The sequence below is a fragment of the Janthinobacterium sp. BHSEK genome (genome assembly GCF_056174685.1).
This window is the reverse complement of sequence record NZ_JBWBYV010000049.1, coordinates 1-15,687: the sequence shown is the minus strand read 5'-3', so window position 1 is coordinate 15,687 and position 15,687 is coordinate 1. Positions and strand designations below refer to the sequence as shown.

The window sequence follows — 15,687 nt, the reverse complement described above, 5'->3', positions numbered from 1 at the left end:
TCTTCCAGTCAATTCAGAATGTTGTAGCCGCCATCGACGTACAGAGTGCCGCCCGTGATGGCGCGCGCGCCGTCGCCGGCGAGGAAGGCGCACAGCGCGCCCACGTCCTCGATGGTGGCCAGGCGGCGCATGGGCGAGCGTTCGATGGCGTCGGCCATCAGGCGGTCGAAATGGGCGATGCCGGAGGCGGCCCGCGTCTCCAGTGGGCCCGGCGAGATGGCGTTCACGCGGATGCCTTGCGGCCCCAGTTCGGCGGCCAGATAGCGCACCGACGCTTCCAGCGCCGCCTTTACGGGTCCCATCAGGCCATAGTCGGCGATGACTTCCTCGGCGCCTAAATAACTCATGGTGGTCAAGCTGCCGCCGTCCCGCATCAGGGGTTCGGCCAGCTTCGCCATGCGCATGAAGGAATGGCACGAAATGTCCATCGCCTGCGCGAAACCGTCGGCAGAACTGTCCGTCACGCGGCCATGCAAGTCGGGTTTCGGCGCATACGCAATCGAGTGGACGACGAAATCGATGGCGCCCCACTGCCGTCCGATCTGCGCAAACAGCGCCTCCAATTGACCCGGCATGGCCACGTCGAGCGGCGCCATGATGGCCGCCTGCACTTGCTGCGCCAGCGGCTCCACGTGCGCTCTGGCCTTGTCATTGAGCCAGGTCACGGCCAGTTCGGCACCGGCCGCGCGCAGCGCGCTGGCGCAGCCCCAGGCGATGCTTTGCGCGTTGGCGATGCCCACCACCAGGCCCCGCTTGCCCTGCAAAGGCAAGTGCGGGCGCGAATCGGCCGTCATGCCTGGACGGGACGCAAGGCGGGCCACGGCGTGGCCGCATGCACGCAGCGCGCCGCGCCGGCGCGCATGGCGGCCGCGCTCATGGCCAGGGTCACGCCGCCGGCGCGCGCATACGGCAAGGCAATCGGCGTGTGGGGATGGAGGGTATTGCACGCGTCAGGCGCGGGGGTCTGCATCTTCATGAATCGGCTTCCGTCACTGAAATTCGAGGCCGGCACCAGTGCATTCTCGGGGAACTGGTACAGGGCGAAAATTACTCTACAGCATTTAGATACGTGATTCGCGATGAGTCCGGTCCGCATGCTTATCATTTTGAGCTAGGTCAACTATAAGTGCGATTGCGGCAATGCAACATTGATGTAAATCAAATTTCACCTCAATATTATTTAAATGAAATAATTTTCAGGCAAGCGTGCGGGCATACGTATTTGATAATACTACCGGGCTGGCGGGAAGAAAAGGGAGCATGCCGGCGCCAATGCCGATTGTCTGGAAAACAAGCAGCGCCGGACGATGGCACAAGGCCGGCAATGGGAAGGATAGGACAGGGGGCCATGCTATTGCGATGCAACATGGCCCGCCATGCTTACTCAAACGACATGAACGGCATTATTGGCGCGGCGCCGGGGCGCCACGCGAATACAGGTCGATGATGGTGCTGATGCCATCCTGGCAGACGGAACAAAACGTCTCGCTGCGGTCGAACATGATGCATTGCATCTCGGGCCGGTAGTAGCCGGACGATTCGTAGTTCGCGCCTTCGAAGGCGCCCACCGCATGGCGCTGCGGCGCCTTCGAGAACAGTTGCTGCGTGTACGCCAGGTCGGCCTTGAACAAGCCGCTCATCTCGCTTTCCGGGCGGTTGGCAGCGCGCAGGGCCGCGCGCTGCTTCTGGTATTCGCGCGCATGGCTGTCGTACGCTTCCTTCGGCCAGGGCGTCGGCAGCGGCGTGCCCGCCTTGACGTGGCTCTTCCATTTCAGCTTGGCCGGATCGCGCAGCGCCGTGGCGTTCGGCTCCCACGGTTCCTGCCGCTCGCCGTTCGACTGGTAGGCCACGGGCGAGGTGTAGTACTCGTCGGCCAGGCCGGCGAAATGGTGGCCGAATTCATGCACGAACAGGTAATTGGCCCAGTCGTTGTTCGCTGCCGCCGTGCTGAACTGGCCGAAAATGCCGCCGCCGCCGTAGGTGTCGTTATTGACGAGGATTTCGATGAATTCATACGGCGCGTACTGCGCCAGGTCGCGCAGCGCGCGGTTGTCCGTCGTCAGCACATAGCGCTCGCTGCCGAAGATGTCGTAGCGCGTGCCCAGCGGCGAGGCGTGATGCACGCCCGTCGATGGACGCGACACGCCCGATTCCTGCGTCGGCGCGGCCATGGCCCACACGTTGAAGTCATTGGCCCGCTCGCGAAATGGCGAGACCGTAAACAGGTGCTCGGCCAATTTCCGCGCCGTCGCCTCGAACTTGCCCATTTCGGCGGCCGTGTAGCCGTCGCCCATGATCAGCAGGTCGACCTTGCCGGACGAGGGCCCTTCGACACGGATCGGGATCGGCTTGACGGGCGCCGGCGGCTGCTTGCGGATCACGTCCTGCGCGGCAGGATCGACATCGGTGCTCCACACAACGGAAAACAGGCCGCGTTCGTCGCGCTTGAGGATGCGCACGCGCACGGGATGCTCGGGCTGCGGGAAGCGCACGGATTCCTGGAAGGCGCGCGTCGTGGTTTTCGCTTCGTCGGTACTGGCCCACTCGCCGAAGATGGTGGAAAAGCCGCGCGAGTAGAGCACCTTGCCCGACTTGATGTCGACCACTTCCAGCATATTGTTGCCGCGGTTGCTGTCGTCGATGGGGCGCGCCAGGTTGCCCGGCCATGGCAAGGGCTCGACCAGCACGCGTTCGACCGCATAATGCTCGCCCAGCGCATTGCCGCTGTGCTGGTAGTCGAGGCGCATGGTGGCCGGCAGCGGGGCATTATCGGCCTGCGCGGCGGGAACCATGCCGGCGGCCAGCGCCAGCGCGCACAGAAGGGATCGGATCGGGGTCTGCTGCATCTCATTCCTAACACGGTAGAAAAACGGGTAAAAGAAGCGGTTTTCCGAACAAACAGCGGCGCCAGCGGCGGGCATGGAAAAATCCGGTGCGGCACATTGTAGCGACAGGAATCGGCACTGCAAAGCACCCAGCTTGACCGCGCCACGCAATCGCTTTATATTAGACTGACTAATCGATTAAATAAAAGGAGAGCCAACCACCATGCGCACCATCGATCCGGGTAAACACGCGGCGCGCCGCGACGCCATCCTCGCCGCCGCGCGCCACTGCTTCGCGCGCAAGGGCTTTCACCAGACCAGCACCGCCGCCATCTGCGCGCAAGCGGGCATGAGTCCCGGCAACCTGTTTCACTATTTCCCCACCAAGCAAGCCATCATCGCCGCCATCGTCGACCAGGAAGGCAGCGAGACGGCCGCCTATTTCGCCGGCGTGCAAGGCAGCGCCGATGCGTACGGCGCCCTGCTCGATTTCATGGACCTGGTGCTGGCGCTGGCGGCCGACGGGGACTTTGCGGGGCTGGCGCTGGACATTGCCGCCGAGGCGATGCGCGACACGGACATCGCGGCCAGGGTGGCGCGCAACGACGCCAGCCTGCGCGGCGGCCTGCAAACCTTGCTGGCAGAGGCGGCCGCACAGGGCCAGATCGACGCCGCGCTGGACGCCGCGCAAACTGCCGGCTGGATCGCCGCGCTGATCGACGGCATCTTCAACCGGGTCGCCGTCGATCCCGATTACGCGCCGCTGGCGCAGCGCGCCAGCCTGCACCTGCTGCTGGCGCGCTTCCTGCGCCCGGCCCTGGCATGAGCGCCGCCATGCCAACCCCGCCCGCGCGCATCGCCGACGTCGACGCCCTGCGCGGCTGCGCCCTGTTCGGCATCCTGGCCGTCAATATCGGCGCCTTCGCCACGCCCTGGTTCGGCCTGGGCTTGACCGATCCCGCCTTTCACGGCGGCGTCGACCGCGCCACGCATTTTCTCGTCGCGCTGCTGTTCGAGACCAAGTTCTACCTGCTGTTTTCCTTCCTGTTCGGCTACAGCTTCACCTTGCAGATGCAGGCGGCCGCGCGCGCCGATGCACCGTTCGTGCCGCGCATGCTGCGCCGGCAGGCGGGCCTGTGGCTGATCGGCGCCCTGCATGCCGTGATCCTGTTTCATGGCGACATACTCACCACCTACGCCGTGCTGGGCATCGCGCTGCTGGCGCTGCACCGCTGCGGCGAACGCCAGGCGCTGTTCCTGGCCTTGATCCTCGTCGCCGTCTGTGCCGCGTTCTGGGCAGGCATGGCCTGGCTGCAAAGCCTGCAGCCGGCGGGCGACGCGGCGGACAACGCCGTGGCGATGGCGCAAAAGGCGGCAACGGCGCTGGCCGCCTACCATGCCACGCCGGCAACAGTCATCGTGCAGCACCTGCGCGAACTGAGCGACATCTGGATCGTCCTGCTGCTGGTGCAGGCGCCGTGCGCGCTGGCCATGTTCCTGTGCGGCCTGGCCGCCGGCAAGCGCGAGATGCTGCTGCACGCGGCCGACTATCTGCCGCTGCGCCGCCGCCTGCTGCGGGCCGGCGCGCTGGCGGGATTGCCCGGTGCCGCCTTGTATGCGTGGACCTCCGTGTATGGCGACAGCCAGGCATGGCAGGTGGCGGGACTGGCCGTGGGCCTGGCGAGCGCGCCGCTGCTGGCCGGCGCCTACCTGGCATTGGCGCTGGCCCTGTTCGAGCGCCTGCGCGACGGCACGCTGTTTGCGCTGCTGGCCGACACGGGCCGTATGGCCCTGTCGAACTACCTGCTGCAGTCAACCGTCTGCGCCTGGCTGTTCCTCGCGTATGGCGCGCGCTTGATGGGCAGCGTCTCGCCGCTGGGCGCCCTGGCGCTGGCCGTCATCATCTTCAGCCTGCAGCTGCCGTTGAGCCGCTGGTGGCTGCGCGGCCACGCGTACGGCCCCGTCGAGTGGCTGCTGCGGGCCTTGACGATCGCCGCGTGGCCGCGCTGGCGGCGGTAGCGCGCCGCCTACTTGTAGCGGTACAGCGGCTGGCGCAGCTGGATCGGGCGGATGTCGAGGCGCAGTTTCAGCACCGAATACGCCTCCGCCTCGGTCGAGCTGTAGCCGACGCTGTTGACCGTTTTACTGAAGCGGAACTCGAAGCCCAGGTCCGGGTACGGGTCGCGCGGATTGCCGAAGGCGATGCCGATGGCTTCCTGCTGCGCGTTGTCGATCAGGTTGCCCATCAGGTCGAGCACGGCGTTGTTGCCGAGGATATCGTTGGTAAACACGGGCTCGCGCATGTCGGGCTGGTTCGGATCGAGCTTGTTGTCGGCCTTGTCGGGCGAGGGCGTAAACACGCGCGTGACGAGGTTGAATTTGTCGCCCCGGTCCAGGTAGCTGATGGCCGCGTTGCTGATATTGAAATTTTTCACGCCGCGGTCGCTGATGGCGCCCGACAGGTCGATCAGCAGGGCGCCGCTGTAGCCGATCACTTCCACGTCGCGCATGGCGTCGACCACCATGGCGCTGTTTTCATCGATGCCCAGTCCCAGGTGATAGCCTTTTTTCAGCATCACGGGAATCATGCGCGCGAAACGGCCGCGCACCAGCAGATGCTGGTCGACGAAGACGTCGCTGCCGATGAAGCCCAGGCCCGGCGCGATCTCGCGGCCATCCGTGACGCCCATTTTCAGCATGTCGAGCACGGGTTTGGCATCGTAGAACATGGTGGTGCTCATGATGGCCGCGCCGGCGCTGGAGCCGGCGATCACGCCGCCGTTGCGGTAGACCGACCAGATGGCTTCCAGCGCGGCCGTGCGGCTGCCGTCCGGACGCAGCAACGCTTGCGTGATGCGCCCCTGGTCGCCGCCGGCGAAATAGATGCCGGTGGCCGACTTGATCTGCGTGACGATGGCCGGATCTTCGGCCGCCTTGCGGTAGTCGCGATTGGCCAGCTTGACGGCCAGCGGCACAAAAAAGGCGTCCGCGCCATATTGATTGAGCTTCCTGATGATGCTTTCACCGGATTTTTCCGGGTTCATCGCGGCCGAGGCCAGCACGGCGATGCGCGCGCCTGGACCGCCCGACAACTTGACGATGCGCTGCCACACTTCGGCATTGTCGGCGCGCAGGCCGCCGCCGATGATGACGAGGGTGCCCTGCGGCGCGCTGCCGATGGCGCTGCCGCCGGGCGCGGCCACGGCATGGAAGCTGCACAATGCCAGCGCGAACAGCAGCGCGGCGCAAAAGGTGTGATACCGGCTTGAGAATGATTTCATGGTGCCTTTCGAATACAAGGAAAGGGGCGCGCGCTTGTGATACGGGCACGCGCCCTTGCTGCCAAAATTGCTGCTTGCAACCAACTGCGATACTACCCGCTGCGTGTGACAGCGGTATTGCGGCATCTCCTGCTTTTTTGCCTTATTTGAAGCTGTAATTGGCGCTGGCATAGAAGCGCCGGCCGCGCGGGTCCGCGTAGCTGGGGTCATAACCGGACAGGAAAAAATAGGCCTGGTTCGAGTACGGCGGACTGGTATTGAACAGATTCTGTATGCCGGCGCGCAGCTTGAACTGCTGGCTGACCGCATACGCGCCCGACATGTCCCACAGCGTGTACGCCTTCACGCGGTTCGGCTTGACCACGCTGCCGTCGTCCGTGTTGATGGCCGAATTCTGGTCCTCGTACCCGCTCGAATACGTGTTCGACAGGCTGGCCGAATACGGGCCATTGTCCCAGTCGAGGATGATCGTGTGGCGCCAGCGCTGCACCACGCCGTCCGTGACAAACTTGTTCAGATTGCTGATGAAGACATCGCCGGGGCTGGTCTGGATCTTCGAATCGAGCACATAGGTGCCGCTCAGGTGGCCGCCAAAGCGCCCCCACGCCGTCTTCACGCCGTGCAGGTCGGCCGTGATATCGATGCCCGAGGCTTTTTGCGCGCCGCGGTTTTCCTTGCGCAGCTCGATGTAGCGGATTTCATTGTCTTCGTCGCGGTGCACGAGGTTGCCGTACTTGGACAGATTGGACAGGATGATGTCGTCGCCGATCTCGCTGATCAGGTCCGTGCGCCGGATGTTCCAGTAGTCGGCACTGATGGTCCAGTGCTGGCTGGGTTCGAGCACCACGCCGGCCGTGAACTGGCGGCTGTGCTCCGGTTTCAGCTTGTCGTTGCTGTAGCGGCGCGTGCGCCAGTTGTCGGCGCAGACGGAGTAGTCGTTGTTCTCGGCTTCGCAGTACACGGGATCGGGCAGGGTCGCCGTCTGGCTATAGACGGTGGGCCGATGCAGGTCCGACATCGACGGCGCGCGGAAACCCTTGCCGGCCGAGGCGCGCAGCAGCACCTCCTTGCTGGGCAGGTAGGTCAGGCCGACCTTCGGACTGAGGGCGCCGCCCACTTGCTGGTAATGGTCATAACGGCCGGACAGCTGCGCCTGCCATTGCTTGGTAAACGGCAGCAGCAGTTCGCCGTAGATGGCCTGCACATTGCGGCTGTCGCTGGTGGCCACGCCGCCTTCGGGCGCGTCATCGTTGGTGATGTTACCGCTCATTAGCAATGCAGATGGCCGGAAATCCGTGCGCTCGCGCCGCATTTCGCCGCCCACCGCCAACGCCATGTCGCCGCCGCCCATGGACATCAAGGCACGCGACACCTTGAAATCGAGCGCCTCCATGACGCCGCGCGCGTGCCGCACTTCGTCGTTGACCTGGATGCTCTCGAGCAACGCCTTACCCGCCGCACTGGAGGGGCCGAAGGGATTGATGGTGCCATCCGTGATGCCCTTTTGTAGCTGGTCGGCCAGGAGGTAGCCGTGCGTGTCCTTGTCCCTGACCACATTGACACTGTGATTCAAGCCCACGTCGTAGTCCCAGCCGCCCACGGTGCCGGTGGCGCCCACCACGTAACGCTGGCTTTCGCTGGTCAATTCGCTGGTGCGCATGCCCGCTTCGTTCAGGCGGATGCGCAGGGCCAGCGTGCCGGTCAACCCGGCAGCGTTCAGCTGCGGCACCATGCTGGCGTCGATTTCACCATCCGGCCGCGCTGTCGATCCCACGTAATAGCTGCGCGAGCGGCTCAACGCCACCTCCGCATACAATTGGTGATCGTTATTCAGTTTCAGCACGCCGCGCGTGAGCAGGTTCTGCTTGTCCGTTTTCGGATACAGCTCGGTGTCGCCCATGTAGTTATAGGTACACGCATCGACGCCGCCCGTGCCAGCCGGCAGGTACACATTGGCTGGTCCGCTGCAGCCTGGAATCGACAGATTAATCAGGCGATTCGTGATCGGCTGGCCATTGTGCAGGAAGCCCTGCTCCTGCAGGTAGTCGCGCTGGTCGCTGGAGAGGCGGATATTTGCCGGACTGGTGTAACTGGACAGCAAATGGCCGAGGCGTTCCGGCACCTGCAGGTGCGGAATGAATTTGCGCTGCGAGGTGCTCAGACGGTCGGTTTTTTGCAGGTCGGCCACGGCAAAGATATTGTAGCCATCGGCCGCCAGGTCGCCCGTGCCGGCCGTGATGCTGGCCGTGCGCTTGCCCGCGCCGCCTTCGTCGGTGCGGCTGCCGTAGGCGTTCAGCTCCACGCCCTGGTAATCCTTGCGCGTAATGAAATTGATCACGCCGCCGATGGCGTCCGTGCCGTACAGGGCCGAGGCGCCGTCGAGCAGCACTTCCACGCGCTGCAGGGCGGCGGCGGGAATGTTATTCAGGTCCACGCCCGCATCGTCGCCGGGCGAGGCAAAGTTGGCCATGCGCCGGCCATTGAGCAGCACCAGGGTCGACGAGGTGCCCACGCCGCGCAGGTTGGCGCTGTTGAAGCCGCGCTGGTCGCCGCCCACGTTGATGCTGACGCCGTCCGTCAGGCCGCCCACGTTGGCCGACACGCGCGCCATCAGCTCGGCCGCCGTCGTCACGCCCGCCTTGTCGATCTCGGCACGCGTGATGATCTGCACGGGCAGCGCCGTCTCCGACTCCAGCCGCTTGATGGCCGACCCCGTGATTTCCACGCGCTGCATTTTTTTCGGCGCCGGCTCCACGTCCGGCCCCTGCTCCTGCGCCTGCGCGCCGCCGGCCAGCATGCCCAGCGCCGCCGACACGCTCAAGGCGCCCAGCGCCAGCCGCACGCCTTGCGCCAATACCGATTCGCGTGGCACGGCGCCGCCGTCCTGTCTTTTCATCTGCATTGTCATTCTCCCCGGATGTTGATGCCTGATTTTTATAATGATTTTGGGACTGCCTTGCGTTGCCTTGAAGCTGTTTTCCGCGCGCCATGCACGCCATGTTCGCCGCCATACAGATAGGCGGAGATGACTTCGCTCAAGCGGGCCGCTTTTTCTACGTTCTTCCTATTCGATACCATCAGCGCGACGGCCAGCGCCTCGATCATCGCCAGCGCCGTGCTGGCGCTGCTGGGTAAAACGGGATGCGTGCTTTGCGCATACAGCGCATGGTCGGCCAGTTCGGCCAGGGGTGACGCGGGCGAGTCGGTGAGCGCCACGATGCAGGCGCCGCGGTCGCGCGCGAAACTGGCCAGGCCGATGCAGTCGAGCGTGTAGCGGGGGAACGAGATCACCACCAGCACGTCCTGCGCCGTCAGGTTGACCAGGTGACCGGCCGCCACTTCCGAGCCGCCGATGCCCACCACTTCCACCACGTGCGGGCAAAACGGCTGCAGATGCTGCACCAGCATGCCCGCCAGGTTGGCCGACAGGCCGAAACCCATCACGTACACGACCTTGGCGCGCGTCAGGCGGCGCACCACGGCCAGCATGGCGGGCGGCGACAGGGCATCGGACGTGGCGGCGATGTTCGCGGCCGCATACTCCAGGCTTTCCGTGATGGGCGAGGTGGCGCGCGCGCGCCGTTCTATCGTGCGGCGCAGTTTGTCGACCGGCTGCAGCAGCGATTGCAGGGTTTCGGCCATGGCGCCGCGCATGGCCGAATAATTCTTCTGGCCGATGTCGCGCGCGAAGCGGCTGATGGTGGCCGTCGACACCTGGCAGCTGTCGGCCAGTTCCTCGATGCCCAGCGCCGTCACGCGCATCTGGTTGCGCAGCAGGTAGTCGGCGATCTGCCGCTGCGAGGCCGAGCCGGCGGCCAGCACGTGCATCAGCGCCTGCCCCAGCGGCGATTGCGCGAACGCGGCGTCAGGCGGCGCCAGCGTGGTGGCAGATGGCGTGGGGGCGCTGCTTCTGGCAGGACTGGCGGATGCTCTCATATCGCTGGCGGCCTGTGTTCTTGTGTGTGGCGAATGATGGACAGGGAGGCGAAAACGGGTCGCTGGAACTTACTGTACGCATATCAAAAAGAAAACTCAACAAATATTTGTAAAAGGATTTTCATTGATTTACTTCGTGAAAATATTGCTACATAATCGACCGGAATCCATCAACCATGCACCTTTTCGGGGCGCCCAACATGCAAGTACAACAGCATTCCATCTCCACTGCGCACGCCAGCATGTCATGCCAATTGAGCAGCTTCCACTTCGGCAGCGCGGCCGCCACCAGCCGCAGCGGCAAGAAGGTGTACATCCAGGCGGCGCTGCACGCGGACGAGGTGCCGGGCATGCTGGTGTCGCAATTTTTGCGCCGCGAACTGCTGGCGCTGGAAGCGGCCGGCAAGGTGCACGGCGAAATCATCCTGGTGCCGGCCGCCAACCCGATCGGCCTGGCGCAAGCCATCCATGGCGCGCCGTTCGGCCGTTTCGACCTGACCACCGGCATCAACTTCAACCGCGCCTACCGCCACGTGGCCGATGAACTGAAAACCACGCTCGATGGCCAGCTGGGGCAGGATGCGCCAGCCAACGTGGCGCTGATACGCGAGCATGCGCGCGCCGCCGTCGCCGCCTGGCGGCCGGGCACGGATGCGGAGACGCTGAAGAAAACCCTGCTGGGCATGGCCATCGACGCCGACATCGTGCTCGACCTGCATTGCGATAACGAAGCGGCCCTGCACATTTATACGGGCACGCCGCTGGCGGCGCAGATCGCGCCCCTGTCCGCGCTCCTGGGCGCGCGCGCCGTGCTGCTGGAACTGGCGGCCGGCGAAGAGCCGTTCGACGAAGCCTGCAGCCGCTTGTGGTGGGATCTCGACGCGCACTTCGGCGGCCGCTATCCGATTCCCGCCGCCTGCCTGTCGACCACCGTCGAATTGCGCGGCGAAGTGGAGGTGAGCTACGCTCTGGCCGAACGCGACGCCGCCGCCCTGCTGCGCTTTCTCGCCATCGAGGGCGTGCTGGACATCGCCGGCGCCGGCGACGACCTGCCCGCGCCGCAATGCACGCCGACGCCGCTGGCCGGCGTGGAACCCATCCTCGCGCCGCATCACGGCGTGCTGGTCTACCTGCGCGAAATGGGCGACGTATTGTCCGCCGGCGATGCCGTGGCCGACCTGATCGACCCCGTCAGCGGCGAGACGACGACCTTGCGCTGCACGGTCGCCGGTGTCTTTTTTGCGCGCAGCGCCCACCGCCACGTCCTGCGCGGCATGAACGTCGGCAAGGTCGCAGGCAGCATCGCCTTCCGCGGCGGCAGCCTGCTGAGCCAATAAGTGTCACAAAAAAGCGCCATGAGAACATTCAAGCTCCCCAATACCTTCGTCCTGCTGTGCGGTATCCTGGCCATGATCGCCCTGGCGACCTGGCTGGTGCCGGGCGGGAAATTCGACACCCAGCTGGTCAACGGCAAGCAGCTGATCATCCCCGGCACGTTTCATTACGTAGCCAACAAGCCGCAGGGACTGGCCGCGCTGATGATGGCGCCCATCAAGGGCTTCGTCGACGCCAGCCTGATCATCGGCTTCGTGCTGATCGTCGGCGGCGCCTTCGCCGTGCTGCAAAAAACGGAAGCCTTCGACTCGCTGATCAAGGCCATCGCCAAGGCGCACACCAGTTCGCGCTTCGTGCGCGCCGCCATCATCCCCGTCTTCTTCACCATGTTTTCGCTGGGCGGCGCCACCTTCGGCATGAACGAGGAAGCGATTCCCTTCATCCTGATCTTCGTGCCGCTGGCCCTGGCCCTGGGCTACGACACCATCACGGGCGTGTCGATTCCCTTCATCGGCTCGCAGGTGGGTTTTTCCGCCGCCTTTTTAAATCCGTTCAACGTCGGCATCGCGCAGGGCATCGCCGGCGTGCCGATCTTTTCCGGCATCGGCTACCGCCTGATCGTGTGGGCCATCGCCACTGCCGTCAGCATCGTGTTTTTGATGTGGTACGCGGCGCGCATCAAGCGCCATCCGGAAAAAAGCCCGACCTACCTGCTCGACATCGAAAAGCGCAGCGAGCATTCGATGGACCTGGACAGCTTTGCCGGCATGACGCGCACGCACCGCGCCGTGCTGTGGATCTTCATGGCGACCTTGCTGACGATGGTCGTCGGCGTCGTCAGGTACGACTGGTTCATCGATGAAATCGCCGCCCTGTTCCTGGTGATGGCCATCATCGTCGGCCTGGTCGGCCGGCTCGACATGGACAGCCTGGTCGCATCCTTCGTGCAGGGCGCGCGCGACATGGTCAGCGTGGCGCTGGTCATCGCGCTGGCGCGCGGCACCATGATCCTGGCGCGCGACGCGCAGATCATCGACACCATACTGCATGCATTGACGCCCCTGGTGGCCTCGTCGAGCCCCGTCTTCGCCGCGCAAAAGATGTTCTTCATGCAGTCGGTGATCAACTTCTTCATCCACTCGGGCAGCGGCCAGGCGGCGCTGACCATGCCCATCATGGCGCCGCTGGCCGACCTGGTCGGCGTGACGCGGCAGACGGCCATCCTGGCCTTCCAGTTCGGCGAATTCACCACGCCGATGATCCCCACGTCCGGCATCACCGTCGGCGTGCTGGCACTGGCGCGCGTGCCCTGGATTACGTGGGCCAAGTGGATGATCCCGCTGCAGCTGATCTACCTGGTGCTGGCACTGCTGCTCTTGATTCCGCCGTGCCTGATGCACTGGCAGTGAGCGCCGGTCCAGCTGCTCGGGCAATCAACGCTGGTAGATATCCGGCACATACCGCTCCATCAGCGTCTCCGGCTTGAGCGGCGCCGTAAAGCCGTAGCGCGCATACAAATCATGCGCCGTGCTGGTGGCCAGCATGAAACGGCGCAGGCCTTGCAAGCCGGGATGCGCCGTCACAGCCGCCATCAGGCGCTGGCTGTAGCCGCGGCCGCGGTATTCTTCCAGCACATACACGTCGACCAGATAGGCAAACGTGGCGTAGTCGGTGACCACGCGGGCGAACGCCACCTGACGGCCGTCCAGCGTGCCGCCAAAGCAGAGCGAATGGTCGATCGCGCGCTGTACGGTAGCCAGCGGGATGCCGATGGCCCATGTCGATTGCGTGCTGAGAAAATGGTGGATGGCTGGAACGTCGAGTTCCGCCTTGTCGGTGCTGATCATCAAATGTGACATCGCGCTGGCCCTGCTATCGTTGAAAAACACGATCATCGGCCTTTTTGCTGCGGCTGTCACCAGGGCTGGATAGAACCGGGGGCGCCGCCCGTTCTGCCTGTCCGTGATGCGGTGTTGCTGTTTGCTGCCGGTGCTTCTTGTACTGCCTGCATGGCACTGCCGCGCTTACAGGGCGGCTTTTTCTTCGGCGCTCAAGCGCTTGGCGCTGACGTACACGGTGTGCATGGTGGCTTGATCGGCGCTGGCGGCGATGGCGGCGGGCGCGGCGCGGAACTTCGGCACGGCGGCGGTGGCCAGGCTGGTGGCGGCGGCGACGGCGATGATGGCAACGAAGATGGCTTCCATGTTTTTAGCGATGTTCATGATGGTGTCCTTTGGGTGGCTGGTTGTGTGTTGCGATGATTGAACTGTAGGCCGATCCCCCCTGAACTGCCATCGGATTGCGACCAAACGCACGATTCGCGGGACAGAATACAAAAAGCCCGGATGAAACGCACAACAGGCCGTCGCCGTGGCATTTGAGGCCTGCCAGCCCCATTCCCGGCCATTTCAGCGCCCTGCAAGCCCCTAAAAGCCCTACCGCCGGCCAACCTTGTTTATAATCGCCCTACACTAAAGGACTTCTTTCATGACTGATCAATTCTCCAAAAAGGGCGAAGCCTGGTCGGCCCGGTTTTCCGAACCGGTCTCGGACCTCGTCAAGCGCTACACAGCTTCTGTATTTTTTGACAAGCGCCTGGCGCTGTTCGACATCGAAGGTTCGCTGGCCCATGCGGAAATGCTGCATGCGCAAGCCATCATCAGCCCGGCCGACTACGCGGAAATCCAGCGCGGCATGGCGCAAATCTCGCAGGAAATCGCCGCCGGCCAGTTCGAATGGCTGCTGGACCTGGAAGATGTCCACCTGAATATCGAAAAACGCCTGACCGAACTGGTCGGCGATGCGGGCAAGCGCCTGCACACGGGCCGTTCGCGCAACGACCAGGTGGCCACCGACATCCGCCTGTACGTGCGTTCCGCCATCGACGACATCACCGCCCTGCTGGCGACGTTGCGCAGCGCGCTGACGGACCTGGCCGAGCAGCATGCCGACACCATCATGCCGGGCTTTACCCACATGCAGGTGGCCCAGCCGATCACCTTCGGCCACCACATGCTGGCGTACGTCGAAATGTTCGGCCGCGACGCCGAGCGCATGGCCGACTGCCGCAAGCGCGTCAACCGCCTGCCGCTGGGCGCCGCCGCCCTGGCCGGCACCACCTTCCCCATCGACCGCCTGCGCGTGGCCAAGACGCTGGGCTTCGACGACGTCTGCCACAACTCGCTCGACGCCGTCTCGGACCGCGACTTCGCCATCGAATTTTGCGCCGCCTCCGCCGTGCTGATGATGCACGTGTCGCGCATGGCCGAAGAACTGGTGATCTGGATGAGCCCACGCATCGGCTTCATCGACATCGCCGACCGCTTCTGCACCGGCTCGTCGATCATGCCGCAAAAGAAGAACCCGGACGTGCCGGAACTGGCGCGTGGCAAGACGGGCCGCGTCTACGGCCACCTGATCGGCCTCTTGACCCTGATGAAAGGCCAGCCGCTGGCCTACAACAAGGACAACCAGGAAGACAAGGAACCGCTGTTCGATACGGTCGATACCGTCATCGACACCTTGCGCATCTTCGCCGACATGGCCGGCGGCATCACGGTAAAACCGGAAGCGATGCGCGCGGCCGCCCTGCAAGGCTACGCCACGGCGACCGACCTGGCCGACTACCTGGTCAAGAAAGGCTTGCCATTCCGCGACGCCCATGAAGCGGTGGCCCTGGCCGTGCGCGCCTGCGTCGACGCCGGCTGCGACCTGGCCGACCTGTCGCTGGAGCAGCTGCGCGCCTTCTCGCCGCTGACCGGCGAAGACGTATTCGAGGTACTGACGCTGGAAGGCTCCGTTGCCGCGCGCGACCACGTGGGCGGCACCGCGCCACGCCAGGTACGCGCCGCGATCGCCCGCGTGCGTACGCAGCTGGAAAAATAGAACCGGCGCTTGCCGGCAAGCGCCCCGCTGCAGCGATGCAGCGGGGCGTTTTTCATGGCTATGTCACCGTCAGATGTGGGAATGCTCCGAGTGTTGCCTTCAATAATGTTTCCGGCGAACGGATACGCCCGGCGTCGAGTATCCAGCGCCAGCCCAGGTAATTCGGCAGGTAGCGCGTCGCCACGCCGTGAAAGGGGCGTAGCCATTCCCGCAGGCGGCTGTGATAGGCATTGACGTGCTGCACATGCACGGCGCCCTGCACCCGGATGCCTGCGCGCAAATTGACGGCCTCGTGGCTGATCCCCGCCTCCTTTGCAAAAGCCCGGTAGGCGGCATGGCCATCGGTGAGCAACAGGATATCCTTGTCGATCATGGGCAACAAATAATGGCGCACCTGCGCCTGCGTCAGCGCTCCTTTTCCCGTG

General features: G+C 64.5%; 14 protein-coding genes. 5 read left to right on the top strand and 9 right to left on the bottom strand.

Annotation, left to right across the window (positions count from 1 at the left end):
- Nucleotides 1-8: 8 nt before the first annotated feature.
- The 3 genes from fabI to AC0V2Y_RS17280 form a co-directional block, all read right to left on the bottom strand.
- Nucleotides 9-794, bottom strand: coding sequence for an enoyl-ACP reductase FabI (gene fabI / locus AC0V2Y_RS17290; RefSeq protein WP_475416057.1), 786 nt, complete (start codon nucleotides 792-794; stop codon nucleotides 9-11).
- On the bottom strand, nucleotides 791-976 hold the full coding sequence (locus AC0V2Y_RS17285; protein ID WP_475416056.1) for a hypothetical protein: 186 nt from the start codon (nucleotides 974-976) through the stop codon (nucleotides 791-793). Before AC0V2Y_RS17285 ends, fabI begins: the two co-directional genes overlap by 4 nt.
- A 427-nt stretch (nucleotides 977-1,403) precedes the next feature.
- The gene (locus AC0V2Y_RS17280) at nucleotides 1,404-2,846 is read right to left on the bottom strand and encodes an IgA Peptidase M64 (RefSeq protein WP_475416055.1); all 1,443 of its coding nucleotides are present in this window, start codon (nucleotides 2,844-2,846) and stop codon (nucleotides 1,404-1,406) included.
- 202 nt (nucleotides 2,847-3,048) lie between these two features.
- Here AC0V2Y_RS17280 and AC0V2Y_RS17275 point away from each other — a divergent pair, with 202 nt between their 5' ends.
- Both AC0V2Y_RS17275 and AC0V2Y_RS17270 read left to right on the top strand, forming a co-directional pair.
- Nucleotides 3,049-3,651, top strand: coding sequence for a TetR/AcrR family transcriptional regulator (locus AC0V2Y_RS17275; RefSeq protein ID WP_475416054.1), 603 nt, complete (start codon nucleotides 3,049-3,051; stop codon nucleotides 3,649-3,651).
- Nucleotides 3,652-3,659: 8 nt separating this feature from the next.
- A complete protein-coding gene (locus AC0V2Y_RS17270) occupies nucleotides 3,660-4,844 on the top strand; it encodes a DUF418 domain-containing protein (protein ID WP_475416053.1) in 1,185 nt (394 codons plus the stop codon).
- 8 nt (nucleotides 4,845-4,852) lie between these two features.
- On the opposite strand, the gene AC0V2Y_RS17265 is transcribed toward AC0V2Y_RS17270, so the two are convergent.
- The 3 genes from AC0V2Y_RS17265 to AC0V2Y_RS17255 form a co-directional block, all read right to left on the bottom strand.
- The gene (locus AC0V2Y_RS17265) at nucleotides 4,853-6,106 is read right to left on the bottom strand and encodes a cyanophycinase (RefSeq protein ID WP_475416052.1); all 1,254 of its coding nucleotides are present in this window, start codon (nucleotides 6,104-6,106) and stop codon (nucleotides 4,853-4,855) included.
- A gap of 142 nt (nucleotides 6,107-6,248) precedes the next feature.
- Nucleotides 6,249-9,008: a TonB-dependent receptor gene (locus AC0V2Y_RS17260; protein WP_475416051.1), complete on the bottom strand. Its 2,760-nt coding sequence runs from the start codon at nucleotides 9,006-9,008 to the stop codon at nucleotides 6,249-6,251.
- 32 nt (nucleotides 9,009-9,040) lie between these two features.
- Entirely contained in the window at nucleotides 9,041-10,042 is a 1,002-nt protein-coding gene (locus AC0V2Y_RS17255; RefSeq protein ID WP_475416050.1) for a MurR/RpiR family transcriptional regulator, read from the bottom strand.
- A 200-nt stretch (nucleotides 10,043-10,242) separates the two neighbouring features.
- Between AC0V2Y_RS17255 and AC0V2Y_RS17250 the strand changes: the two genes are divergently transcribed.
- Complete coding sequence (locus AC0V2Y_RS17250; RefSeq protein ID WP_475416049.1) at nucleotides 10,243-11,379, top strand: succinylglutamate desuccinylase/aspartoacylase family protein; 1,137 nt, start codon at nucleotides 10,243-10,245, stop codon at nucleotides 11,377-11,379.
- An 18-nt stretch (nucleotides 11,380-11,397) separates the two neighbouring features.
- The gene (locus tag AC0V2Y_RS17245) at nucleotides 11,398-12,786 is read left to right on the top strand and encodes a YfcC family protein (RefSeq protein WP_475416048.1); all 1,389 of its coding nucleotides are present in this window, start codon (nucleotides 11,398-11,400) and stop codon (nucleotides 12,784-12,786) included.
- 24 nt (nucleotides 12,787-12,810) lie between these two features.
- Here AC0V2Y_RS17245 and AC0V2Y_RS17240 read toward each other — a convergent pair whose 3' ends face one another.
- Together AC0V2Y_RS17240 and AC0V2Y_RS17235 are read right to left on the bottom strand one after the other, a co-directional pair.
- Nucleotides 12,811-13,236 carry a GNAT family N-acetyltransferase gene (locus AC0V2Y_RS17240; RefSeq protein WP_475416047.1) on the bottom strand — a complete coding sequence of 142 codons (426 nt, stop codon included), beginning with the start codon at nucleotides 13,234-13,236 and terminating at the stop codon, nucleotides 12,811-12,813.
- A 165-nt stretch (nucleotides 13,237-13,401) separates the two neighbouring features.
- A complete protein-coding gene (locus AC0V2Y_RS17235) occupies nucleotides 13,402-13,599 on the bottom strand; it encodes a hypothetical protein (protein ID WP_475416046.1) in 198 nt (65 codons plus the stop codon).
- A 265-nt stretch (nucleotides 13,600-13,864) separates the two neighbouring features.
- On the opposite strand from AC0V2Y_RS17235, the gene argH reads away from it, so the two are divergent.
- Nucleotides 13,865-15,262, top strand: coding sequence for an argininosuccinate lyase (argH, locus tag AC0V2Y_RS17230; protein ID WP_475416045.1), 1,398 nt, complete (start codon nucleotides 13,865-13,867; stop codon nucleotides 15,260-15,262).
- 58 nt (nucleotides 15,263-15,320) lie between these two features.
- Here argH and AC0V2Y_RS17225 read toward each other — a convergent pair.
- On the bottom strand, nucleotides 15,321-15,687 hold a 367-nt coding region (locus tag AC0V2Y_RS17225), incomplete at its 5' end, for an IS1595 family transposase (RefSeq protein WP_475416044.1).

What these genes read in the sequence shown, in the direction of transcription:
- AC0V2Y_RS17280 (WP_475416055.1), bottom strand. Translation starts at nt 2,846, where the DNA reads ATGCAGCAGACCCCGATCCGATCCCTTCTGTGCGCGCTGGCGCTGGCC.
- AC0V2Y_RS17250 (WP_475416049.1), top strand. Translation starts at nt 10,243, where the DNA reads ATGCAAGTACAACAGCATTCCATCTCCACTGCGCACGCCAGCATGTCA.
- fabI (WP_475416057.1), bottom strand. Translation starts at nt 794, where the DNA reads ATGACGGCCGATTCGCGCCCGCACTTGCCTTTGCAGGGCAAGCGGGGC.
- AC0V2Y_RS17270 (WP_475416053.1), top strand. Translation starts at nt 3,660, where the DNA reads ATGCCAACCCCGCCCGCGCGCATCGCCGACGTCGACGCCCTGCGCGGC.
- AC0V2Y_RS17260 (WP_475416051.1), bottom strand. Translation starts at nt 9,008, where the DNA reads ATGCAGATGAAAAGACAGGACGGCGGCGCCGTGCCACGCGAATCGGTA.
- argH (WP_475416045.1), top strand. Translation starts at nt 13,865, where the DNA reads ATGACTGATCAATTCTCCAAAAAGGGCGAAGCCTGGTCGGCCCGGTTT.
- AC0V2Y_RS17255 (WP_475416050.1), bottom strand. Translation starts at nt 10,042, where the DNA reads ATGAGAGCATCCGCCAGTCCTGCCAGAAGCAGCGCCCCCACGCCATCT.
- AC0V2Y_RS17275 (WP_475416054.1), top strand. Translation starts at nt 3,049, where the DNA reads ATGCGCACCATCGATCCGGGTAAACACGCGGCGCGCCGCGACGCCATC.
- AC0V2Y_RS17285 (WP_475416056.1), bottom strand. Translation starts at nt 976, where the DNA reads ATGAAGATGCAGACCCCCGCGCCTGACGCGTGCAATACCCTCCATCCC.
- AC0V2Y_RS17245 (WP_475416048.1), top strand. Translation starts at nt 11,398, where the DNA reads ATGAGAACATTCAAGCTCCCCAATACCTTCGTCCTGCTGTGCGGTATC.
- AC0V2Y_RS17265 (WP_475416052.1), bottom strand. Translation starts at nt 6,106, where the DNA reads ATGAAATCATTCTCAAGCCGGTATCACACCTTTTGCGCCGCGCTGCTG.
- AC0V2Y_RS17240 (WP_475416047.1), bottom strand. Translation starts at nt 13,236, where the DNA reads ATGTCACATTTGATGATCAGCACCGACAAGGCGGAACTCGACGTTCCA.
- AC0V2Y_RS17235 (WP_475416046.1), bottom strand. Translation starts at nt 13,599, where the DNA reads ATGAACATCGCTAAAAACATGGAAGCCATCTTCGTTGCCATCATCGCC.